Genomic DNA, 23,155 nt, shown 5'->3' on the forward strand with positions numbered 1-23,155 from the left:
GGCGCGCTGCCCCACTCCCGGCGGACCTCGGGCGTTGAGATACTTGCCTCTGTGTTTCCTTCCGGGCCTGCGTTCCGTTTCCCGCCGAGCTGGGTCGATGAGCTGCACGACGCGGTTGGTTGGTGGACCCGTTCTGATGACCAGCCGTGGGGCCGAGCCGGCGGTGTAGCTCTGCCGCTCGCCCTTTCGGAGGTTCGAAGCTGGATCACCGGGCCGTTCAGCGGTGTGCGGAAGCAACCGTGGAGGTCGGCGATGGAAGACCTCCGTCTTGCCGCCGGCAGGTGCGGCCAGCATCTGCGGACGGAACTGGGCCAAGATCTCCTCGATGTGGACGACCAGTCCCGACGGCTCATCGCGATCGTCTCGCAGAAGGGAAAAGTCGACGGCGCGGTGGGCGGGTGGTTGGCGGGGGTGCCGGCGCCAAAGGCGACGGTAGAGAAGCTGCTGGCCCGGCTCACGGAGCCGGCGGTAGCCGTTGCGGCCTGGCGCGACCTGGTGGACGCCTGCCAGACGAGCGGAACCTCCGCCGACGACCTCGGCAGCCGCCGCGACTTGTTCCGCGCACTGCTGTCCAGGGCCGAAATCAGCCTCCGCATCACCGGGCGGACCCTGACCGGCGTACTTCACGACAGCGCCGCCTTCGTGACCGAGGCCCGTGTTCACATCGGTGATCTCGATCGGGACGACGTGGCGACGTGGCCAGGTCTTGATGAGGCGGCCGGGCTGGACGAAGCCGCGCGACTTGCACTGTGTGAGCAACTGATCGCCTCCCGTGCGCAGGGCGGCCACCACGTCGTATGGTTCGCGTTTGGTCAGGCCCACATCGACACCTCGTACTTCGCCGTGGGTCCGGTCACCTTCTACTGCGCGCCGATGATGCAGGCCATGATCGGCATGACCGGGCCAGGAAAGGAGTGGGTGCCTGCCGAGCTCCGGCGAACCGACGGGTGGCTGAGGCCTAAGGACATCCCCACTGACGACGATCTCGTCTTCGCCCGTGTCGATCTGGGTCAGGGGCGCTTCGCTGATCCAATCCGCCGCGCCACGGACCTCGCCCACGCGACCGTTGCGGTCGCGAAGTTCGAGACCGGTACCCGCAACTGGACGCCGTGGAGCGGTTACATCCACGCAGTCGATGGCCGTGTTACCGGCATGCCCCTGCTCTCTGCACCGAAGCCGGAGCCTGAGTTGGTGCCGCATGAAGATCCGACCGGCGATGTGCTGGAGGATCTCTCCGCCACGCTGGGAGCGCGGCTCTCGCCGGTGCCGGAAGAGCTGCACGAGGTGATCAACCTAATGCGGTGGTGGCAGGAGGCTGGGGAGCAGTCGAACCTGCCCCGCGTCGTTCTCGACGTACGCGTGGTGGAGTGGGTCGCGTCCCTTGTCGGCGGCGGCAAGTGGTACGAGTTCCTCACATGCACCTGGCAGCAGCAGTGGATCAGAAGCCGGATTCGAGCTCACCTATTCAATACGTGTATCGAAGCTGCCGGTGAGCCGCACGCTGTCGCGCCCGAGCACCGCGCGCAGATGACCAGCCTCCGCGGCAAGCTCCAAGTGAATCATGGTCGAGGTGCCTACACCAGTCACCTGGACCACGCCTTGGCGGCCCTGCCCGGCCTCCGATCGATGCACCCGGTTCACACCCGCACCAGTCGCCGGTTGACCACCCTCGCCGACCGGCTGGCAACAACCGCGACGCTGGAGCAGTGGTGCAGCCAGTTGGAAGTGGACTGGACCTCGCAGGTCGATCGCCTCCAGCGGCTGCGGAACGCGCTCGCCCATGGTGGCCCAGCCTCGTCGGACGCCGTGGACACTGTCGCGTCGTTCGGGCGCGATCTGGCACGGATGACGCTCCGGGTCACCCTGACAGGTCTTCTCGACGGCCGTGGCTCGGTGATCGCCCATGAAGAGATCAAGACTGCGGCCGACGCCTGGCGCGCCGGCATACCGCTCGCGCCTGACGTCGCCACCGCGTTGTTCGCCTAGCTAGACACCTGGCTCTCCGTCGGCGGCCCTATGTCGCGCTGGATCATCTTCAGGCCCACCTCGGCTGGCGGGCCGACCTCCGTGGGCCGTAGATCACGCAACTTGAGCCGTGGGCCGCAGATCGCGCAGTTTAACCTGTAAGGAAGAGCGAGTGGTGATTTCGCTGGGGGCTCGCATATCGTTTCCGAGATGCCCGCCGGCGATGGGAGCATGCTGGCGGCGCCACTGTGGCGGGCCGGGCGAACAATCCCTCTGACTCGTACGAGTCCCCCGCCGCAAACTGCGTTCTGCGCCCTCAAAGTGGTTGACTGCTTCGAGGCTTCGAGAGGAGATGCGGTTGATCCCCCACACCCACATCCAGCTTGATCCGGCTTTTCCGGAGAATGCACCGTTTTGGATGCCGGCAGAAGACGAAATCCATGAAGAGGGCGTCGGATTCTTCCAAGGCGTGTGGGCGATATTCGATGTGCCGTTGTCGGAAGCGGCCCAGGTGGTAGCCGACGAACGGGCTGCGGCAACTGCAGTCGACGCCGCGGCGAACGATGCTACGACGTTCGAGTATTTCGCCCGGTTGATCGAAGCACACAACCCTGATTTCCCGTCCGAAGATCCCGAGGATGAGGCAGGCATGGCCGCGCTTGCCAAACATGGTGACGTCGACTCGGTCACTCTGTGTCACCTTGAACTCGGGGTCGCCGGGCTAACGTATGCATTGGCGGCGATCGGGTGCGTGCCGGCTGCCAGTTGCCGCAGTCACGCCGAGCGATCCTGGGCCGAGCGGCCGGTGGTTGTGGCCGCCATCGACCGAGTGCACGCGGACTGGTTGCAGCCGCTGGTCGAGAGCGCGTCCTGCGGATTCGACCTCGATGACCTGCGTCCGCAGTTTCTGACTATCCATGCGCGGTCGATCAAGGAGATGATGGACTTGGCCGCAGCCATTCTGGCCAAGGCTGAACACGATCCGCCACCGCCCCTGTGCTGGGGGCCGTCCTCGAATGATGAACAACCCCCGGAGGATCGCGTCGAAGTGGACGGGCAGCAGTCGCTGTTCAACTGCTGAGCGTCTGGCGAGTCATTGGACGCTTCTTCCTGGCAGCCCTGTCCGTCGTAGCCTTGGGGAGGTTCTTGGCTGCTCGGATCAACGGGTCGCCAGTAGGACTGCGACGGCCTGCTGAGAATTGGCCGGAAGCCGGCCCGCTTTTGGTCTGCCTTGGGAAGGCTCCAGGCTCCATGTGGCGGCCGGGCGCGGACGGCCATGCCGATCACTATCCTGGTGGCATGGGGCAGGCGGGCTCTGGTAGCGGCACTGACGCTCGGGGTTGGGTCTCGACCCAGGCCGGCGCGCATCTGCGCGGGCGCCGGGTACGCGACACAGGACCAGAGATCGCCCTCCGCAGCGCCGTGCACGCCCTCGGGATGCGTTTCCGGCTGCAGCGACAGGTGGTCGGCCGCTGCAAACCTGACCTCGTGTTCATGGGGCGGCGCTTGGCAGTGTTCGTTGACGGCTGCTTCTGGCACGGTTGTCCCCAGCACGGACCGCAGGCCTTCCGAGGACCGAATGCGGATCGCTGGCGTCAGAAACTGCGGGACAACCAGGAGCGGGACCGCCGCAACGATGCTGCCCTGGCCGATGCAGGGTGGCGCGTGGTGCGACTGTGGGAGTGTGAGATCAAAGCTGATGTGATGGCTGCGGCCCGACAGGTGCAGCGGGCTTTCCAGAGCTGACGAAGCGCGCGCCGAAGTGGCAGTTGTTGCGAAGGGGGCACGTTCGACAAAGTTGCCTGCTGGGCTCAGTCCGGCAAACGGTAGCGCCCAGTAGCCGCACGGCTGCCATGCGCGATGCTGCGTGTACCCCAGACCCAACGAGCAGCGCGAGGTCGAGCCTGCCGGCGGTGAGTCGGTTCGTCGTGTGTGAGTCGCTGCCGACCACTCGTGCTGCCACGCGGGTTGCCGTCTGGTTGGGTACCAGGCGGTCTTCGCCGAGGAGTAGTCGGAAGAGGTCTGTCTCGGCTGCCCGCAGTCGGAGTTTGATCTCCAGCTGGTCGGGGTTGTGAGCGACGTCGGGGTCGTCCAGCAGCGGGGCGAGCCGCTCGACGGCGTTACGAAGCCTTGACGTGGTCCTACCGTCAAGAACGCGTTCCAGCAGTTGCCGCGTCAGGGGGGCTGTGTCTCGTAGAGGTTCCAGTGTGGCGCCGAGTCCAGGCTGGCCACCGATCATCGCCACCAGCGCCGCCAAGGCGGGTGCACGGCCCTGCGACGGCAGCAGGTACCAGTGATCGCCCAGACGCTGACGGGTGGCGTGCTGAGCGAGAATTTTGCGGACGGTACCCCACTCGCGGTGCTCGTCGTCTGACGTTTCCTCTTGAGCCATGAGTGCCAGTGCGGCGGCCTCACCGAGCATCGGTGGTACGGCGTTGCCGATCTGTCGGAAGGCGTCACTGCGGGTTCCGGCGAAACGGAAGCTGTCGGGGAACGTCTGGATGCGTGCTGCCTCACGGACGGTGAGGGTGCGGTGCTCCTCCGGGTGGATGTACCAGTAGCCATCCTTGGCGATGTGCGCGGTGATCGACCGACTCCGGTCGTCCCAGTCCAGGCGCTTGTACTTGTCATCAAAGGTGTCGGCGGTGTACCGACGCAGGCTCGGGTCGATGGCGGAGTAGAGGGTTTTCGACGTCATCAGCGCGAAGACTTTGCGGTCGTCATCCCGGACGGGGCGGGTCATGTGATCGAACACGAGCCCGTTCTCAGCATTGCGTCGCATGCGCTGGGCGAATGGGCTCAGATGCTCTGACCTATGTTCCATCCGACGTCCGCCGGTGCCCAACTGTAGCCGCGGCAGGTCATGGATGGCCTCTCGCAGAGTCGTGAAGTGCTCGGCCTCCTCCGGCCAGGTGAACGCCCCATCGTCTCGGCGGGCGAGCAGGATCAGCCGCTGGCGGTGTTGGGGAACTCCGTGGCGCCACGCGTCGACCAGCCGGACCTGTGTGCGGTAACCGGCCTGCTCCAACGTTGCGACAATGGTTCGCACCACGAACATCTCATCGCCAAGTGCCATGTCCGGCACGTTCTCCATCAGCACCGCTCGTGGGCGGACCTTGAGAACGACGTCGACGAAGGCACGCCACAGTTCCTTGCGGTGGTCTTCTTCGTCTCTTTTGCCCGCTTCGACCAGACTGCGAATCTTGCTACGCCCCGCCCGGCTGAACGGCTGGCAGGGCGGCCCTCCGGCCACGAGGTCAATGTTGACCTTCCGGAGGAGTCGCACGAGACCTGCCCGGGCGACGTCATCGCCGAGATCGACGTCCAGAGCTAGCCCTGGAAAGTTCGCCCGATGAGTGTCCAGCGCCTTGCGGTCGTGGTCCACGGCGGCGGCGACGGTCCACCCTGCGTCGGTCAGGCCCTGGCTCAATCCGCCGGCCCCGGAGAACAGGTCGACCGCGAGGCGCCCGCCCGCAGCCAGCCGTTGTTCACACCACTGCGGGAATGACTCCAGGCTGCAGCTGTCCTCGCGAGGGAGGAGTCGAAGGTCGTCGCTCCGCTGCAGCTTCACACCGTAGGTGGCCACCCGGACGCCGTCCCCCCAATCGGTACCTCACGCAGATTTCGGTCGCACGTGTGTATGAACGACCGGTCAGGCACACTGTACGACGATGATCGCTTTTCGTCACGTCGCAGCGCTGCACTGTCCGGGTCGTCCTCGTCGGCGCCCGCCGGTCTCGCCGGTCTCGCCACTGTAGGCGGTCCGTCCGCCGGCACGCCTGGTGCCCCCAACCCCACCAGGTCGCGGTGATCTCGCCCCGTTCGTGGGACGGAGAACGTCGGAGAGGGGTCGTATGCTGGCGCCCTGTAACACGAGTGAAGGGCACCGATGACGGTCGAGCCGCGCGCACTGCACGCACCCCCCAACGCCGCTGCTCTGATCGAGTCCCTGCGCGCCCTGGGTTACCACCTACCGGACGCGATTGCCGACCTAGCCGACAACTCTGTGACCGCTGGCGCCCGCTCGGTCAGCGTGGAGTACAACGCCGATCGGGGAACCGGCTGGGTGGCTGTGGTCGATGACGGCAGGGGCATGACCGAGGAGCAGCTCCACCGGGCCATGCACCTAGGCGTGGATGGACCTCTGGCGCCGCGCCCACGCGGGGACCTGGGCCGTTTCGGCCTCGGGCTGAAGACTGCCTCGTTCTCGCAGGCCCGCAGGCTCACCGTTCTCACGCGCACGGCCGCCGGCGCCATGGCTGCCCGCACCTGGGATCTGGGATTCGTTGCTGAGCGGGGCGACTGGTACGTCCTCGACAGCGTTGATGACGAGGCGCTACGCATAGCAGAGCAACTCGGGATGGCCTTCCCGGGGACGATGGTGCTGTGGCGTGACCTCGACCGCTGTGGTTACGGGAGTCAGCTGACCGACGGCATGGCCGGCGTGCGCGACCAGCTGGCGGCGGTATTCGGTCGCTTCCTGCGCGACGGACGCCTCCGCCTGACCGTCGGTGGCCAACGGGTGCGGGGTTGGGACCCCTTTCTGACGGCGCACCCAGCGACCCAGGACCTCGGCTCCGCGCTGGTGGAGGGCGGGCTGTCGACCGCCGGCGTGACACCTTACGTCCTTCCGCACCCCTCCCGGCTTACCAACGTCGAGGCCCTGGCAGCCACCGGTGCCTCGGGGTGGAGCTCGCACCAGGGTTTCTACGTCTACCGCAACAACCGTCTCCTCACGCTGGGAGGCTGGCTCGGACTCGCCGGCCTGCGCCGCACGCCGCAGTGCCAGCTCGCACGCATAGCGGTCGAGGTCACCAGCGACGACGACCACTACTGGCAGGTCGACATCCGTAAGGCCCGGGTCAGCCCGCCACCAGTACTACGCGACCGGCTACGCGAGATCGCGGTGCTCACACGTACGCGCTCCGAGCAGGTCTTCCGCCACCGTGGCACGTCGGTGGTTCCCGCCAGCCGGAGGGACAGCGGTGCACTGACCTTCGTCTGGCAACAGCGCAGCCGGCGGGGCCAGATTGGCTACCAGATCAACCGGGACCACCCAGTTGTCGCAGCCGCACTGGCAACCCAGGAAAAGGCGGCTGTAGAGGTGGCCCTACGACTGGTGGAGGAAGCACTGCCCGTCGGCCTGATCGCTACCGAGGTGACGGCCGCTCCCGACCGCGCGGCGCAGGCACCTCTCGACGGCGCTGGCCAAGACGAGGTGGCCGCACTCTTTCGCGCCGCGGTCGCCGCGCTACCCCATGAACCGCACAGCCGGCAGGCTGTCGTCGCCGCCCTCCGGTCGACCGAGCCGTTCAATCGCTTCCCCGAGGCGCTCGACCGCGCCTTGGACGCCGAAGGAGCAGCAGGTGCACATTGATCCGTTCACGATGGCCCTCGACGTCGCCGAGAAGCTTCTATTGAGCCAGCCTCGTACCGATCGGACGATCGAGCGGATCCGCGAGGCGGCCGAGACCGCCGCGAAGCCTGCCAGCGTGATTGGTCCTGTCGATGTTGACCGGCTCGTCGAGGAGTTGGAGTCGCGATTCGACGTGTGGGTACCCCGCCCGGTGGCAGTGACCAGTCCCGACGCCCACCAACCGTGGTACCCGGAGCGCCGGGAGAAGATTTCGTTTGACTACTGGAACCGCTACCGCACCTGGCTCGCGTCCCGTCGGAGCTGGAAACCCCAGCCGGTGGAGGCCCTGGACGAGGCGACCGATGTGATCCTCGACCGCTTGGAGGACCCAGAACGCGCCGGCCCGTGGGCCTTCTACGGGTTGGTCTACGGGCAGGTGCAGTCCGGCAAGACCGCCAACTACACCGGCACCATCTGCAAGGCTGTGGACGCCGGTTACCACGTGGTGATCGTGCTCGCCGGGCGACACGAGAGCCTGCGCACCCAGACCCAGGCACGGCTGGATCTGGAGTTCCTCGGGTTCAACACCAGGGTCACCCGCACCCGCGGTGAGGGTGCGGGACTCGGCGATATCGGCGTGGGCACCCTGGGCCTCCGCCACCCCGTGCAGTGCTTCCCACTGACGACAACTGAGTCGGACTTCAAGAAGGCAGTGGCCCAGAGCACCGCCGTCGACCTGCGCAAGAACCGCGTTCTGATCGTTGTCAAGAAGTACAAGAGTATCTTGGAGAACCTGACTGGCTGGTTGGCCAACTTCAACAAGGACGGCGCCTTGGCCGACCTGCCGCTGTTGCTCATCGACGACGAGGCCGACGACGCGTCGATCGATACGCGCAAGACTCCTGACAAGAAGACGCACAGCGATCCCGAGCACGACCCCACCGCGATCAACGCGGCCATCCGTGACCTGCTTGGCCTGTTCGACAAGAGGGCCTACCTCGCCTATACGGCCACCCCGTTCGGCAATATCTTCATCCCGCACGACACCGACCATCCGGAGCATGGTCCCGATCTGTTTCCGCGCCACCTGGTCCTCGCACTGCGGCCGCCGACGAACTACTGCGGCCCGGAGACCGTCTTCGGGCTCGAGGACCCCACCGCCGACGAGGTTCGTCAGCCCCTACCGATCGTCAGCGTCGTCGACGACCACGAAACGTGGATGCCTGACAAGCACAAGGGCGGCCACCGGCCACCGGCCCGGCTGCCTGCCTCACTGGTAAACGCGATCGACGCCTTCGTGCTGGCTACCGCGGTGCGTAAGGTCCGTGCCGCCCGGCCGGGCGGTCGGCCCGACCACAACTCCATGCTCATCCATGTCACTCGGTTCACCGACATTCAGACGGCTGTCGTCAACCAGGTCCGTCAGCACCTCGCGCACATGCGCGACACGTGGGGGGACCACGGCGCGGCCGGTGCGGCGCTGCGACGACGCCTGTCCAAGCTTTGGAAGCAGGCCTTCGTTCCCGTGCACCTCGACCTTGCCGCCCGCGATAACCTCGGTGACGCCGTGGGCGAACCGGTGGTCCTCAAGGAGGTGCAGGAGATCCTGCCCGAGGTGCTTGCGGAGGCGGCGGGCAACGTCAAGGCGATCAACGGCACCGCGCAGGACGTGCTCGAGTACGGGTCCACGCCGGTGACTGTCGTGGCCGTCGGGGGCGATAAGCTGTCCCGGGGTCTCACGCTGGAGGGGTTGACGGTCTCCTACTACCTGCGCGCGTCCAAGGCCTATGACACGCTGCTGCAGATGGGCCGCTGGTTCGGCTATCGGCCCGGCTACCTGGACGTCACTCGCCTGTACACGACCCAGGAACTGGTCGACTACTACGTCCACATCACGCGCGCCAACCGCAACCTGATGGACGTGGTCGGCACCGTGGCAGCGAACGGCGACACCCCCAGGGACGTCGGGCTCAAGATCGAAGATGGCTACGGTCAACTCCAGGTCACCGCCGCAGCCAAGCGACGATCTGCCACCACGCTGTCCTTCACCTTCTCCGGTGAGCGACCCGAAACACTGGTCATGCTCTCCGACCCGGTGACGAAGGCAGCGAACAAGACGGTGTTCGACCGGCTGGTCGAGAACACCCTCAACTGTCCCGAGCTTTCGGTCGAACGACGCCCCCGCGGTCAACGAGGCTACTTCCGCTCCGAGGTGCCCGCTGCCGTCGTCAAGGACTTCCTGAACGACTTCCGGGCGTCGCCCCGGAACGTCCAGGCCACCCCGAAGGTCCTCGTCGAGTACATCGAGGCACAGGAGAGCAAGGGTGAGCTGACCCGGTGGATCGTAGCGATCGTCGCCGGCAAGGCCGACACCACCGACACCATCGACGGCGTCGAGCTGCGGCGTATCACCCGGAAGAACACCACCAATAGCGACCCCGCTAGGTGCAGGGAGCACGAGGTCGGCGTGTTGGTCAGCCCCACCGACGAGGCGATCGGCTTCGACGCCGAGCAACTCGCCGCCGCGAAGAAACGTACCCAGGCTCTCGCCGGAGACCAGACCACGGTGAAACGCCCCAGTGGAAAGGTGCTGCGCAGGATGCGGGACCCCGCCGAGGGCCTGCTCGTGGTCTATCGCGTCGACCCGGGTACCAACCAGGACGACGACCTCCTGATCGGGTTCGCGGTTCCGTTCCCGCGGTCCGACAACGCCAAGCGCCTGCAGTACAAGGTCAACAACGTGTTCATCGAGAACCTCGCCAAAAGCCTCCGCGCCGAGGAACTGGGCCAGTCCGAGGACGATCTCGAGTGACCGCACACACCGTTGATGAGATCGCCCGCCTGTTCGCCCAGATGGAACTAGCGCCCCCCGACCAGCCCGGTGTCCTGCGGCGCCGGCTGCGTGCCGACCTGCGTCATCTCGACATCCACGTCGAGGTCGCGCTGCCCGAACGGACGCGAGCGCTGGTCGTCACCGCCGCTGACGCCGTTGACGACCAGCAGCTACTGAACACCGCCGGGCTCAGGTGCAGCACCCAGGGCGGGACCGTCCGGGTGCAGGCCGAGCCGAACGTCGAGGCCGAGCTGTTCTGCACTCTGGTGGCCGACCTCGTCCATCACGCAGGTACCGCCGCCGCCCAGCCGACAGCGGCGCTGGTACACCGCATTCGGTGCTGGCAGAAGATGCTGGCGGCCGGACTTAACACCGGCCTCTCGGCGCAGGCTCAGCTGGGCCTTTTCGGTGAACTCGTCGCCCTTCGCGAGATCGCCCTGCCCGCTTGGGGGCCGGCGGCCCTGCAGGCGTGGGTGGGGCCGACGGGCGCCCCCCAGGACTTCCGGCACGGCCGCGCCGCGCTGGAGGTCAAGTGTGTGTCGTACCGCGATCCGGAACACTGCCGGATTAGCAACGAACGCCAGCTCGACACCGCCGACATCGAGCTCCTGTGCCTGGTACACCAGAGCGTGCGCTCCGGCTTCGACGGAGGTGTCACCCTGCCCGAGATCATCGATGCTGTGCGTGCCGACCCTGCCTTGGCCGGGTACCGGTTGTTGCTGGAGGAACGCCTGCTGCACGCCGGTTGGCTCGATGTGCACCGCCACCAGTACGAGCGTGAGCGCTACGGTCTCACGGCGCGACGTTGCTACCAGGTGGTTCCAGGTTTTCCACGCCTGACCCCCCGCGATGTTCCCACCGGGGTCCGCTCGGTGAGCTACTCGGTGGAACTCGACCAGTGCGCCCCGTTCCTCCTCACCGAGCGCGACCTGGCGCAGCTGCTGCGTCAGCACACCCCTGAGGAGGTGCCGTGACCGGCAACACGGACCTTGCGGACTTCGCCGAGGACCTTCGCGTCGAGGTCAATCAGCGGCTGGCCCTCGAGCCTGAGAGCATGAACGGCGACATGTTCGTACGCGTGGTCGGCGAACGACTGATGGCCGACGGGGCACTAGAGGACCTGCACGTCTGCTACCTGCGGCAGACGGGCCGCCCGTCGCTCGAAGTCGCCGGGTACCACATCGGCCAGGACGGCACCGTTCTCGATCTGGTGACCAGGGCGACCGATCGGGGAGCCACGACAGTCACCAGAAGCCAGGTCGACCAGCTCTTCCGCCGTGCTGCCGCGTTCGCCGAGGCCTGCCGCGACGGCCTGCACCGACGGATGGAGGAGTCCTCACCCGCATACGACATGGCGCAGAGGATCCACGCCGAGTGGCAACAGCTCCGAAAGGTTCGGATACTGCTCGTCACCGACGGGCGTACCACGCTCGACCGTCTCGACGCGGGCATAGTCGCCGGACTACCAGCCACGTACGACGTCTGGGACATCACCCGGCTGCACCGGCTGGCAACCTCAGGGCGTGTGCAGGAGGAAATCGTCATCGACCTTGAGGCGATGGGGGAGGTGGTGCCGGTACTGGAGTCACCGAAGCAGTCCGATGGATATCGCTGCCTGCTCGCCGTGCTGCCGGGGCAGCTGCTGGCTGATCTCTACGAACAGCACAGCGGCCGACTGCTGCAACGCAATGTTCGTGCTTATCTGCAGGCGCGCGGACGCGTGAATAAGGAGATCCACACGACACTCCGGACGGCCCCCGGCCGCTTCTTGGCCTACAACAACGGCATTTCGGCCACCGCCACCGACGTCGCGTTCCGAAGGGTGGACGGAGCCACCGTGCTCACACGGCTGCACGACTTGCAGATCGTCAACGGCGGTCAGACCACTGCTTCACTACACCACGCGGCCACGCTCAAGGCGGACCTGAGCGACGTCCACGTCATGGCGAAGATCACGGTTGTACCGGCCGACATGCTCGACGAACTGGTACCGCGTATATCGCGTTACGCCAACTCGCAGAACGCCATCCGGCCCGCCGATTTCGAAGCCAATGGCGCCTTCCACGTAGGTCTCGAGCGCGTCTCCCGGGCGGTGTGGGCACCGGCGGTCGGCGGCGCCACCCGCCAGACCCGTTGGTACTACGAACGCGTCCGCGGTCAGTACCAGGTAGAGCGCAGCCGACTGCGCGGCAGGGGCCAGCTGGGTAGGTTCGAGCAGGAGCATCCCCCGGCCCAGCGTTTCGGCAAGACCGACGCTGCCAAGTACGAGATGGCCTACCTACGGCAACCCCACACCGTCAGCCTCGGCGCCGAGAAGTGCTTCCACGAGTGGACCCTGCAGTGCCATCTCGATGAGCGAGACGAGCCGAGCGTCCAGTACTTTCAACACCTCATCGCTAAGGGCATCCTCTTCCAACGGATCCGCTCCCGTGTCCTGGGCATGAAGCTGGGGGGGTACCCCGGTCAGACCGCCGCCTACGTTATGGCCCTCATCCTGGAGCGGCTCGGTGGGGGAATCGACCTTGACCTGGTGTGGCGTCTACAAAGCCTGCCCAGCTCGGTGGCGGCCGTGATCCCGAACGTAACCGAGCTCGTTCGCCAGGTCATCATCGATCCGCCCGACTCGGCAAACATCACGGAGTGGTGCAAGAAGGAAGCCTGTTGGCACAGCGTTCAACAGGTTGCTTGGCAACCGCCGCCCGACCTCGCCGGCCTGGCCATGGCACCATAGGCATCCCTCGCCAGTGGAAAATGGAAAGATCCCTAGGACCAGAAAATTGCCTCGGCACGTCCGTACTCGAAGAGCTCCCCTGCCTATCAGCTGACAGGACCGCTATGGAGAGCAACTCTGTTCGCGCCTGAAAGGTTCGTCAACGATCCACCACGAGATGCAGCGGCGTGGCTGTCGCCCGGTCACTGATCCGGTGCGCAAGGCCTGCAGCGAGGGTGGAGGCCCCCTGCGGCCGATCCTGTCCTAAGCTGCAAGCAGAAGAATGGCAGCGGCGCCGCGATGTACAGCCCGAAGACCACGCCACCACCCTCGCTCCAGCTCACCCGGCGGGTAAGGGCGGCGGGCGCGGCGAGACGGTGTGGCAGGCGGCCCTGAGCAGCACTGCGTCCCAGACAATCGTGTCGAGGGCGGCATCGAGTAGGGCGGCGAGCCGTACGGCACCGAGTCCCATGCCGCTGCCACTGATCGGGGCGAGCAGCAGCTATCCGCCGCCGCGCGTCAGCAGCCAGCGCCGCCTCGACTGCGAGGATCTCAAGGCTTCACGGCTGGGTGCACTCGTGGCCGAAGTTCCGAACCCGCACGCCGTAAAGCCGGCGCAGCGCGCCCAACGCGGCGCTTGTTTTTTCGGAGACAGCCGTGTAGTTCTACGCAGCATTGGCGGCCAAGGCTGGTCGTGGGGATGTCTGCCGTGACGGGCGGTCTGCCACCGGCCGCACGGGTGCCTTGGTCGCAAACCAGCCGCGAAACGCTGCCGGTCGGTGGGTGGTCACGGCTGCGCGTCCCCACGCGCGTTGGGGCGCGGGCGGGACGGCGGGCGGGCGTGCCTGTCGGGCGAGGTTCATGGCCTGGCGGGCGTTGCGGGCGGCGGGACACATACCGCGGTGGTGGGTGCATTGCAGGTTGCGGCAGTTGCCGTGGTGGTCCGGTTGGTGTGCGGCGGTGACGTCGAGGGCGAGCCGCCACAGCAGCGGGTCGGTAACGTCGTCGGGTATCACGGCGAGCAGGCTGAGGCGTTCGCGAGACATGGCAGGACCCTTCCGTCGATCGTGTCCGCCGTCCTCCCGAATCGATGGGCCAGCGGTGGATACGATCGACGCCCATCTTCGTTTGAAGGTCAAGTCGTCTGCCCACGCTGGCGATCGTGCGGGCTCAGCACCCGCTGACCGTGCCAGCGCTGACGTCGGTGCCTGAGCCCGCTTGCGGGCCGCGCACCCTCGGTGGTGCGGCCTCTTCGACCGTGCGGTGGGTCCGGGATGGTGGAGTCTCGCGTGCGGCGTGTAGGTGGGCGCGGACGGTGGTCAGTCGCTGATCCAGGGGTGGCGACTTGGCCGTGCCGCTCGTAGGGCAGTGGCGTGCCTGTGGCGCAGTACGGGCACACCTCGCCGTCACGCCAGTGCTCGCCGTCGGGGTCGGGGCGGGGATAAGTGATTGCGCAGGTGTCGCCGACGAGGTCGATGCGCTCGCGCCGGACGGAGGCCGCGGCTGTCTCGTCGTAGTGACATTGGGCGCGAGTCTGGGCGGTGACGCGGCCAGCGAGGAGCTGCGGCGTCGCGCGGGAGGTGGGCTCGTCGGGAAGCAGCCATACCGGAGCGGCGATGGCGGCCGGCGGGGTCGCGTACGAGCCCGCTCGTTTTCCGCTCCCCCTCATTAGGCGGCCCGCTCGTCCGGGGTGGGCTGGTCGTGGGTGGGGTAGTGGGTGTCGGTGTAGGGCAGGTCGATGAGGCGGTGACGGCCGGTACGGCCGAGCAGTTGCCAGATCTGGTGGGCGGGGCTGGCGGCGAGTGCGGTGCGCAGTTCGGCGGTGGTGGTGGCGATGACCGTCTTCAGGTCGGCGCCGGCGAGGCGGTTGTGCAGGTTCGCCTCGCGTCGAGCGGAGGGTAGGTGCAGCAGCACCGGCCAGGCCCAGGTGCTCAGCATGTACAGCCGCTCGTATTTGATGACTTTGTCGATGAGGACATGCAGGTTCTCGCCGCTGGTGTCGTACTCGAGGAAGAACGGCACGGCCCGTTCGTGCTCGGTCCATATCCCTGCGCCGTCCGGGCGGGGGAAGCCGGTCGCTCCGGCGAGGATGATGTTCGGGTCGCCGCCTTCACGGTAGAGGGTGCCGGGTTCGTGGTAGGCCGACGCGGGCTCCCAGCGGGCCAGGTCGCTGTCGGGGTGGGTGCGGGCGTGGGCGGCGAGGTCGATGAAGACCTGGTTGCCGCCGAGCAGGTGCGGCAGGTCCGGTCGGTTGGTCAGGGAGTGTTTGCGGCGGCGGGCTTGGTCCCGGCGGCCTCGTGGGAGTCCGCGTTGGGCGTGGACGTGGTCGTAGCCGAGTTGGTCCAGGACGTAGTGGTAGGGGTGGGAGCCGCCGTCGGCTTTGTTGGGTCGGAACCGGTCGACCGCTCGCAGGGCGGTGAGGCGGCGTAGCCGGCGTTGGGTGAAGTCCAGGGACGGGAACAGGGCGGCGGCGATCTGGTCGGTGGTAAGCACGCCGTGGTCGTAGAGCCAGCCCAGGAGCCGGTTGTCGCGGGCAGTGATGCTGGCCTGCAGACGCAGCAGCGGATCCGCGGTCGGTAGGTGTTTACCCATGGGCACCAGCCCCTGGGGAGAGACCCGAGACTGGAGGGTCTGTCTGGAGTGGTCCCCAACTGCTGACAGCGGGGCTGACCTGGGCTGTGAGCGGCCGTGAGGGGTCAGGTTGGGGGTCAGGATCAAGACGGACGGTAGAACGGAGATCGGCACTGACTGCTGAAGCGCCGGGCACAACGGGTTCGGCGTGACGGTGCGGTGAGGGTGGGTGTGAGTCGGGCCGGTGACGCTGGTGAGGTTCGCGGTGCGGGGTGATCATCGTTGGTGCTCCAAGGTCAGAGGTGCGAGTGGGGGTGAGGTTGGTGCGCCCCGCGGCCGCAGCGGACGGAAGCAACCGGAGGTCCGCAGGGGCTGTACGGAAAGCTTGGTTGGACATGCCAACCTGCCTGGTCTCGCGCCGATGGCGAACTTCCGGCGACATTGGCAGTCAGTCGCCTGTCGATCGACGTTGGTCACAGCGGCTGTGACCTGCGGTGTGAGAGCCGCAGGCGTTGCCGTTCGGGTTCGAAGCGAACGGCAACCTCGCCAGTCCTCTGAGAGTGACCGGGTGGGCGCTTCGGTGGGTCGCTCCGGTCTGCTCCTCGACCGGCCCGGGTGGGCGTCGAGGAGCAGTGGTCGGTTGGTCAGGGTCGCGGCGGGTAGTGGTACTCGCCGTTGGCGACGGATTCTTCGTAGGGGCGTTCGGGGTCGTAGATGGGGTGTGGGGCTCGGGGCCGTACCTGCTTGAAGGTCACGGTGTCGGGCGGCCACTGATCGGGGGTGTGGGGAAGGTCGGTCAGGGCGAGGCGGTGTGTCTCGCCGATCGGCTGCCAGACCGGGTCGGCTGGGTGGCCGTGCTCGGGGTTGCTGGTGACGACGGTGAGGTGCCGCGTGTTGCGGCGCTCGAGGTAGCGGCGCAGGTCCTGCTCTCGCCGGGGGTCGGCGGCGTGGAACAGCAGGGTCGCCAGGCCGGTCCGTTCGGCCAGTAGCCGGTAGGCGTGGACGTGGTCGGAGAGGTCGGCGGGACGGATCTCGCCGGGGTCGGGCTGGTACCAGAACGCGTGGCGGTCACGGTCGTGGATGTACTCGCCGTGCCAGGCGGCATGCCGCGCCGCGGTGACGCATCGGCAGGTGCGCGGTGACCACCAGGTGCGCAGGTCACTACCGGGCTCGGTGAGCGCGTGGGTGGCCAGATCGACGAAGAAGGCGTTGGCCCGCAGCAGGCCGGGCAGGCCCACATGCTGGCGGAGCCGGTCGCGGGCCTGGTACGCCTGCGCCGGTGTGACGTCGTGGTCTTCGCCGAGTGGGGTGAGTTGGGTGCCGATCGGGCCGAGGCACCACCAGGTGTCGGCGGTGGCCGCGGCGCTGGTGTTCCAGAGGCGGTCGATCCAGCCGCGGCGGGCGAGGATCGCCAGACGTCGGGTGGCCGACGCCGTGGTGGTGGCGAAACCGAGTGCGGTGAGCTGCGCGGTGGTCAGGACGCGGTGCTCGGCGAGCATCTCGACGGCCCACCAGTCGGGCAGGCGCATGCGGCCGCTCTCGGCGAGGAGCAGCTCCGCCGGGATCGGTCGGGTGGACGGGACAGTGAATTGGGGATGGTAGGTGGTCGGCATGACCGGTACCTCCAAGGTGGCACCATCCCCGGATTGGGGGTGGCAGGGGTGGATGAATGCCTGTGCGACCGCGTCGGTGCGGCACACCTCGGGCGGATCACGCCATCGCGGTCGTGCGTCGCGGCGGGTGACAGGGCGGTGCCAGATCGCCGGTTCCGTGTCCGGACGGCCGCCCGGGCATGGAACCGGCTGGTCCGCGCGGCCGGATCACCCGCCGGTACCTGCGGTAAGGCGAGAATCCGAGCGCGGCTTCTGGTGCCGTCATTTAGGAACCGCCGTTTGTGTGCTCTGGCGAACGCCTGCCCCACTCACAGCCACTCACAACGAGGGGTTTTCTCAGTTGAGGTGATCCGTCCCAGGAGCCCTCACCGGGGGAAGGTGACGGGCGCCGTGAGAAGAGGGCTCCTGGGACAGCCGACCTACGCGACTGCCGTCGAGGTGGCGGCAGCGGTGGAGAGGCGGCGGCTGGCGGCGCGCAGACTGGCCCGGCGTTCGGCTCGCGCCGCCAACGCCTCGGCGGCCTGCGGCGACGCCACGCCGGTCAGCATGCCGCTGGCGAGGGCTTCGGCGAGGCGGGTGTCGATGCGACCCAACCGCATGCGCAGGGCGTCGGTGCTGATGCCCATCCGGGCCGCGATTGGATCCATGGCCCGCCGTCCCAGTCGCACGTCGATGTAGGGCTGCTCGTCGTCGGCGTCGAGGATCCCGAGGCGCACCGCGCGGCGTACCAGCAGGTCCGGATGCCCGTAGGGCACCTGCGGGGTCCGCGGTCCCGTGACGCGCTCCACGTCCTCGACCGTGGTGAACTCGCCGGCCTGCTGACGCAACGCGTGCCCGGCGCGCCACCCGGCCCGGCACAACGACGCGTACGGCGCCCGGCGGGCCACGTCCACGTGGTCGCGCAGCGCCGCCAGGAAACCCGCGAGGATCTCCGCGCTGATGTCGTCGGGGTCGCCGCGGTAGCCGTCGGACAAGCGCCTGGCGTAGCGGCGCAGCGCCGGCATCGCCATGCCGACCGCGGCGATGACCCACTGCGGTCCGTCCAGGCGGGCACGACGGATCAGCTCCCGCCACTCCGCGTCGCGGACGGTGTAGGCGCGCGGGTTGGCCAGCAGCCAGTCCCGCAGCGCCGGCAGCGCCAGGACACCCTTCGGCAGGCCGTCATCCGGACCGAACTCGTCGAGGTCGAGGGACAGGGGCGCCGGATCGCTGGTCAGCGCCGCGAACGCCACGTCGACGGCGTCCAGGGGCGCGGCGGGCGAGATCGTGTCGGACACACTCATGATCAGTACTCCTCGGTCAGAGACCATCGAGGTCGCCGCGGTCTTTTCGGCGACGCTGGGATGCCGATTACGCCACGACCCACTCACAACGCTCACAGCGCAGGTCAGGCCCGCTTTTCGCCCCCAGTGGACCGCCGTAGCGCTCCACCCGAACTCCGGGCGCCAGTCCGGCACCTCGCGGGCGACGCGGACGGGCTGCGGTACGGCTGAGCAGGACTGTGAGCCACCGAGGTGCACCGTGGACGGCACCCGGACGGCTCAGCGAAGAGGTCACGATCGTCAAGCCGCGCCCACCGCTCACAGTGACTCACAGCGGCTCACAGACACTCACAGCCGCTGACCCCGCCCATCTGGTCAGCGAATCTCGTCCGTCAGCGGCGATCGGATCACTCTCGTGGGGCACTGAACCACCTTGGTGGCATCGGACTGACAGCTCCGTTGAACTTCGTGCCACCGAAGGTGCGCCGCAGCCGTTCTCGCCGCCGAGGTCGCACCGCCGCTGGTCATCTCGCGCGAGGGGTGCTGGCAGGGCTGTGAGCGTAGGGGCGGGTGCGAGAAGTGACCCCGACAAGAGAGTCTCCGGGGCCCTATACACCCTCCCACTCACAGCGACTCACAGCCGCTCACAAAGACTTCCGGCGACTCACAGCGGCGTGGCATCCGCTGCCGGGCACGCCCGGTAGGCCAGCGGACGACGCCGGCGTGGCACGAACTCCGACCAAATGCCGCGTCCCTGTCCCTGGGCGTCATGCCCGGCACCTCACCCATGTCGACCGCTGAGGTGTGCGCACCAGTGGGGGGAACACTCTGTCCCGGATGCCTCGCCCGGGAAGCGTGCGATCCGGTGTCAACGAGGGCGGTCGATTGACAGGTTGTCCGTGCGGGCGGCGGCGACCGCGTCCGCGAGGACAGGAACATCGGCCTCGGCGCTGTGTCACTTCGTCCGGACACACGTTCACGAGCGGTCACATGACGTCGAGAAGTGCCGATCGGTATCGTCCGCGCGGCCATGGCCTCAAGGTGGGCACAGCATGCCTCCGTGCCTGGACCGGTGTCCGTGACGTCGCGCATGTCATCGATGCTCGTCGTTGACAAAATGTCCGGCGGATCGCTGATCAGGCCCGGGACAACTCTTCCTCGCGCGTCACTGGCCTGGAGTGACACTGGCGCAGGTTGGCCGAGGTTCGTCTCGTGGCGGCGATGGCCAACCGGCATGACATCACCGCGCCGCGTAGGCGGGTGTGTCAACCGCTCGCCAGAGGTGTCCGCGCTCGTCGGTGACGGACATGTTCCCGGACAACTTGTCATCGACTTGCATGAATTCCTGACCGGTCGTCGCCGCTGCCCGTGTGACACGTTGGCACCGCGGCGGAGCCGTCGGCGGACAGGCTGTCGGAGCATTCGTCAACCGTCACACCGCCCACCTGTCATCGACTTTTGCCACTGTCCGGGTGGGTTGGCGTCGAGGCGGCGGCGCATCGGCGTTGGTATCGGCGCCGGCTCCGTGTGAGCGCTCGGACGGGCGGCCTGTGAGTCCCTGTGAGTGGCGGTGAGTCAGGCAGGCGTTCGCCAGAGCACACAGGCGCGGGTTTACAGATGTCAGTGCCCTGACCGGCGTGGCGCGGAGCCGACATCGAGATGAGCGAGCACCGACGTAAGTACCGCTTGAGTCGTCCCGGCCGGCCGTGCTGGACGTCGCGAGCCAGATCGAGCGCCTGTCGGATCTGCTCCTGCGATCCGGCCGTGAGAACCGAGTCCGCATCCGGGCACCCGGTCTCACCGCCGCGCGCCCCCGTGCCTGACGCCGTACGCCCGTGCCCACCGTTGAGGAGATGACCATGAGATCGTCCAGACGCACTCGAACGGTGCCACCGCAGTCTGGGGAAGAGGCGGCCGCTGGTGAGCGGGAGCCGACGTGGACGGCCGAGCGGATCCGCGCCCTGGGCGCCAGCACCGACCTGGCCACCGCCGCGGTGGTGCTCGGCATGTCCCGCTCCGCCGCCTACAAGCTGATCCGCCGCGACGCGTTTCCCGTGCCGCACTTCCGCGTCGGGGCTCACTACCGGATACCGACGGCGCCGCTGCTCGCCACCCTGCACCTGGGTGACCCCGGCACCACGCCGGAGCGCGCCGCCGGTGCCACGAGTGCCCCACCGTAGGCGCGCGTTCCGCGTCGGCCGGGGCCCATCGCGTCCAACCCACGCCGCGCCAACGCGCGCGGCCCCTGTTCCAGCTCCGACCTTGCGCCGGGACCGTCGTCTGACGGTCCCGGCGACTTGATCGTGCCCGCGGATCACGCGTGGATGTCGATCGACGAAACCGATGCACCCCACCTGAACGAGGAGCGCCACCTGCCATGCCTGACGGAAGCATCTTCAAACGCTGCGGCTGCCGCCACCCCGACACCGGCAAGCCCTTCGGAAACGACTGTCCCAAACTGCGCCGCCCCAACCGCGCCTGGAGTTCCGAGCACGGCCACTGGGCCTACCAAATCGAACTCCCACCCACCACCGACGGCCGACGCCGCCAACTACGCCGCGCCGGCCTACCCAACCGCCGCGCCGCCGCCGACGAACTCGACCAGGCCCGGGAACTACTCGCCCTCGCCGGCGGGGACCGGCGGCGGCGCACCGAGGTCGCCGACGTGCTTCAGGCCGCGGTGCGGGCCAAGCGGCCGCTGCCCGAGGTCGACCGCCTCCGGCAGCGGCTGCGCGGCGACGGCCCACTGGCGGACATGGCGACCCTCGCCGAGTACCTCGCCGGCTGGCTGGAGCACCTCAACATCGACGCGAACACCATCGGCGGTTACGCGTCGATCGTACGCGTGCACCTCATCCCGCACCTCGGTGAGGTCCCGCTGGACAAGCTGCGCACCAGCCACATCCGCGAGATGTTCGCCGCGATCGGACGCCGCAACGACGAGATCCTCGCGGCCAGAACCAGCCCCGACCCGGCGGTGCGCCAGTCGGTCGCCGGGTGCGCCCCACCGGCCCCGCGCGTCGTCAGCGCATCCGCGCCTGCCTGCGCAAGGCCATCAACGACGCCCTCGCCGACGAACTCATCGTCGGCTCCAACCCTGCCGCGCTGGTCAAAACCCCGGCCGACCGGCCGCTGCCAATCGTGTGGGAGGACGAACGCGTGCAACGCTGGAAGGACACCGGCAAGGTCCCCGGACCGGTGATGGTGTGGACCGACGCCCAGGTCGTCAACTTCCTCGACCACGCCGCGCAGCACGCTCCCGACCTGCACCCGATGTGGCACTACATGGCCTACCGAGGGCCCCGCCGCGGCGAGGCCTGCGGACTGCGTGACAGCGAAGTCCGCCTGCACCGACGGGAAACCACCATCAACAACCAGATCGCCACCCACGGCTACACCCCCGTGCAGAAACCCCCCAAGAGCAGAGCCGGCAACCGCGACGTCGCCCTCGACGCCGACACCGTCAAGGTCCTCACCGCCTACAAGGCCCGCCGCGCCCAGTGGCAACTCGCCGCCGGTCCGGCGTGGCCCGACACCGGCCTGTTCTTCGTCCGCCCCGACGGGCAGCCCTGGCACCCCAACGCCATCACCCAACGCTTCCGCCGGCTCGTCCGCAAAGCCGGTCTACCACCGATCCGGCTGCACGACCTGCGCCACAGCGCCGCCACCATCGCCCTCGACGCCGGCGTCGACATCAAGGTCCTCGCCGACCAACTCGGCCACTCCACTACCACCCTGACCCGCGACACCTACCAAAGCGTCACCAAACAACTGCACCAGGACGCCGCCGACGCCGTCGCGAAGAAGATCAACCAGAAGCGCCGCAAGGCGGGGTGAAGCCCAACCTCGCGAAGGCGGCAGCGGACGACCGCGTGCGGCCGGGCCGGTCCCGGTCTCGAGCGAATACGCTCGCGACGTGAGCGGTGAGGACCAGCGGCTGAGCCGGCGGGGCAGCTTCGACGAGGACCCGGACAACTACCAGGCGGCCCGGCCAGGGTACCCACGGCGGGTGTACGAGGTGCTTCGCGGGCTTGGGCTGCGGCCGGGTGCGCGCGTCCTGGAGATCGGACCCGGAACAGGGCAGGTGACCCGTCCCCTCGTGGACGCCGGCGCGTCGGTGCTGGCGGTGGAACTCGGTGGCCGGCTGGCGGCCCGGCTGCGAACGAACCTGGCCGGCCACGACGTGACCGTCGTCGAGGGCGACTTCACCACCGTGCCACTGCCCGACGACACCTTCGACCTGGCGGTCTGCGCCACCGCCTTCCACTGGCTAAACGCGGGCGCGGCGGTACGACGGCTGGCCCGCCTCGTTCGGCCGGGCGGAGGGCTGGCGGTGTGGTGGACGGTCTTCGGCGACCCCGACCGCAGCCCGCCCTGGCGCACCGAGCTGGACGCGGTGTATCGACGATGGCTACCGGGGCAGGAACGCGGCCCCGCCGGTAGGCCAGCGCCGCTGCGGGTCGCCGAGCGCACGGCGGAACTGCGGGCAGGTGACTGGTTCGGCCCCGTCCGGGTCGAAATGATCCGCTGGGAGCACCAGCTGACCCCGCACGGCGCACGCGGGCTGTGGGGGACCTTCCCAGACGTCCGCGAGTTGAGCGCCGACCAGCGCGAGGCGTTCCTCGACGGCGTCGCCGAGGTGATCGCCCGCCAACCCGGCGGGACGGCGGTCGACCACTACGTCACCGCGCTGTACACGGCGCAGCGGCGAAACAGCTCCGCCCTTCCGGCCGGTTCTTGAAATCGGGCAGCGGACGACTGAAGGGCGCCCAGCGATCCACGCTTTCAACAGGGACTGGGCCAGCCGGGACTGCAGAAGCCGGACATCACCTGCGAGCCGACGCG

Annotated in this window: 15 protein-coding genes; 11 read left to right on the forward strand and 4 right to left on the reverse strand. The window is 68.1% G+C overall.

Annotation, left to right across the window (positions count from 1 at the left end; all coding sequences use genetic code 11):
* The 3 genes from JM949_RS02760 to JM949_RS02770 form a co-directional block, all read left to right on the forward strand.
* Positions 1 to 1,986 (forward strand): hypothetical protein (locus JM949_RS02760; RefSeq protein ID WP_238432458.1); only part of this gene is annotated, 1,986 nt, incomplete at its 5' end.
* A gap of 337 nt (positions 1,987 to 2,323) precedes the next feature.
* Positions 2,324 to 3,046, forward strand: a complete 723-nt coding sequence (locus JM949_RS02765; protein WP_203146888.1) for a hypothetical protein — start codon at positions 2,324 to 2,326, stop codon at positions 3,044 to 3,046.
* Positions 3,047 to 3,264: 218 nt separating this feature from the next.
* Complete coding sequence (locus JM949_RS02770; protein ID WP_203146889.1) at positions 3,265 to 3,711, forward strand: very short patch repair endonuclease; 447 nt, start codon at positions 3,265 to 3,267, stop codon at positions 3,709 to 3,711.
* Here the strand turns inward: JM949_RS02770 and JM949_RS02775 are convergent.
* On the reverse strand, positions 3,656 to 5,551 hold the full coding sequence (locus tag JM949_RS02775; RefSeq protein WP_203146890.1) for a DNA cytosine methyltransferase: 1,896 nt from the start codon (positions 5,549 to 5,551) through the stop codon (positions 3,656 to 3,658). The two genes, JM949_RS02770 and JM949_RS02775, sit on opposite strands and share 56 nt — an antisense overlap.
* 303 nt (positions 5,552 to 5,854) lie before the next feature.
* On the opposite strand from JM949_RS02775, the gene JM949_RS02780 reads away from it, so the two are divergent.
* The 4 genes from JM949_RS02780 to JM949_RS02795 are packed head-to-tail and all read left to right on the forward strand — an operon-like array spanning position 5,855 to position 12,885.
* A complete protein-coding gene (locus tag JM949_RS02780; protein ID WP_203146891.1) occupies positions 5,855 to 7,342 on the forward strand; it encodes an ATP-binding protein in 1,488 nt (495 codons plus the stop codon).
* Positions 7,332 to 10,133 carry a Z1 domain-containing protein gene (locus tag JM949_RS38950; RefSeq protein ID WP_203146892.1) on the forward strand — a complete coding sequence of 934 codons (2,802 nt, stop codon included), beginning with the start codon at positions 7,332 to 7,334 and terminating at the stop codon, positions 10,131 to 10,133. The genes JM949_RS02780 and JM949_RS38950 overlap by 11 nt, the downstream gene beginning before the upstream one ends.
* The gene (locus tag JM949_RS02790; RefSeq protein ID WP_203146893.1) at positions 10,130 to 11,128 is read left to right on the forward strand and encodes a PD-(D/E)XK motif protein; all 999 of its coding nucleotides are present in this window, start codon (positions 10,130 to 10,132) and stop codon (positions 11,126 to 11,128) included. The genes JM949_RS38950 and JM949_RS02790 overlap by 4 nt, the downstream gene beginning before the upstream one ends.
* Positions 11,125 to 12,885 carry an AIPR family protein gene (locus JM949_RS02795; RefSeq protein WP_203146894.1) on the forward strand — a complete coding sequence of 587 codons (1,761 nt, stop codon included), beginning with the start codon at positions 11,125 to 11,127 and terminating at the stop codon, positions 12,883 to 12,885. The genes JM949_RS02790 and JM949_RS02795 overlap by 4 nt, the downstream gene beginning before the upstream one ends.
* A gap of 1,647 nt (positions 12,886 to 14,532) precedes the next feature.
* Here JM949_RS02795 and JM949_RS02800 read toward each other — a convergent pair.
* The 3 genes from JM949_RS02800 to JM949_RS02810 form a co-directional block, all read right to left on the reverse strand.
* Positions 14,533 to 15,456 carry a replication-relaxation family protein gene (locus tag JM949_RS02800; protein ID WP_203146895.1) on the reverse strand — a complete coding sequence of 308 codons (924 nt, stop codon included), beginning with the start codon at positions 15,454 to 15,456 and terminating at the stop codon, positions 14,533 to 14,535.
* 623 nt (positions 15,457 to 16,079) lie between these two features.
* Positions 16,080 to 17,048, reverse strand: a complete 969-nt coding sequence (locus JM949_RS02805) for a replication-relaxation family protein (protein ID WP_203146896.1) — start codon at positions 17,046 to 17,048, stop codon at positions 16,080 to 16,082.
* A 419-nt stretch (positions 17,049 to 17,467) separates the two neighbouring features.
* Positions 17,468 to 18,331: an RNA polymerase sigma factor gene (locus tag JM949_RS02810; RefSeq protein ID WP_203146897.1), complete on the reverse strand. Its 864-nt coding sequence runs from the start codon at positions 18,329 to 18,331 to the stop codon at positions 17,468 to 17,470.
* A gap of 1,838 nt (positions 18,332 to 20,169) precedes the next feature.
* Between JM949_RS02810 and JM949_RS02815 the strand changes: the two genes are divergently transcribed.
* From JM949_RS02815 to JM949_RS02825, 4 genes are all read left to right on the forward strand, one after another.
* Positions 20,170 to 20,490: a helix-turn-helix domain-containing protein gene (locus JM949_RS02815; RefSeq protein WP_238432459.1), complete on the forward strand. Its 321-nt coding sequence runs from the start codon at positions 20,170 to 20,172 to the stop codon at positions 20,488 to 20,490.
* Positions 20,491 to 20,687: 197 nt separating this feature from the next.
* Positions 20,688 to 21,512 (forward strand): tyrosine-type recombinase/integrase, encoded by an 825-nt coding sequence (locus JM949_RS36320; RefSeq protein WP_238432460.1) that lies wholly within the window; start codon positions 20,688 to 20,690, stop codon positions 21,510 to 21,512.
* Complete coding sequence (locus tag JM949_RS36325; protein WP_309231972.1) at positions 21,470 to 22,147, forward strand: site-specific integrase; 678 nt, start codon at positions 21,470 to 21,472, stop codon at positions 22,145 to 22,147. The genes JM949_RS36320 and JM949_RS36325 overlap by 43 nt, the downstream gene beginning before the upstream one ends.
* 79 nt (positions 22,148 to 22,226) lie before the next feature.
* Complete coding sequence (locus JM949_RS02825; RefSeq protein WP_203146898.1) at positions 22,227 to 23,051, forward strand: class I SAM-dependent methyltransferase; 825 nt, start codon at positions 22,227 to 22,229, stop codon at positions 23,049 to 23,051.
* The last annotated feature ends 104 nt before the right edge of the window (positions 23,052 to 23,155 follow it).

It is taken from the genome of Micromonospora tarensis (assembly GCF_016803395.1).
GTDB classification, from domain to species: domain Bacteria; phylum Actinomycetota; class Actinomycetes; order Mycobacteriales; family Micromonosporaceae; genus Micromonospora; species Micromonospora tarensis.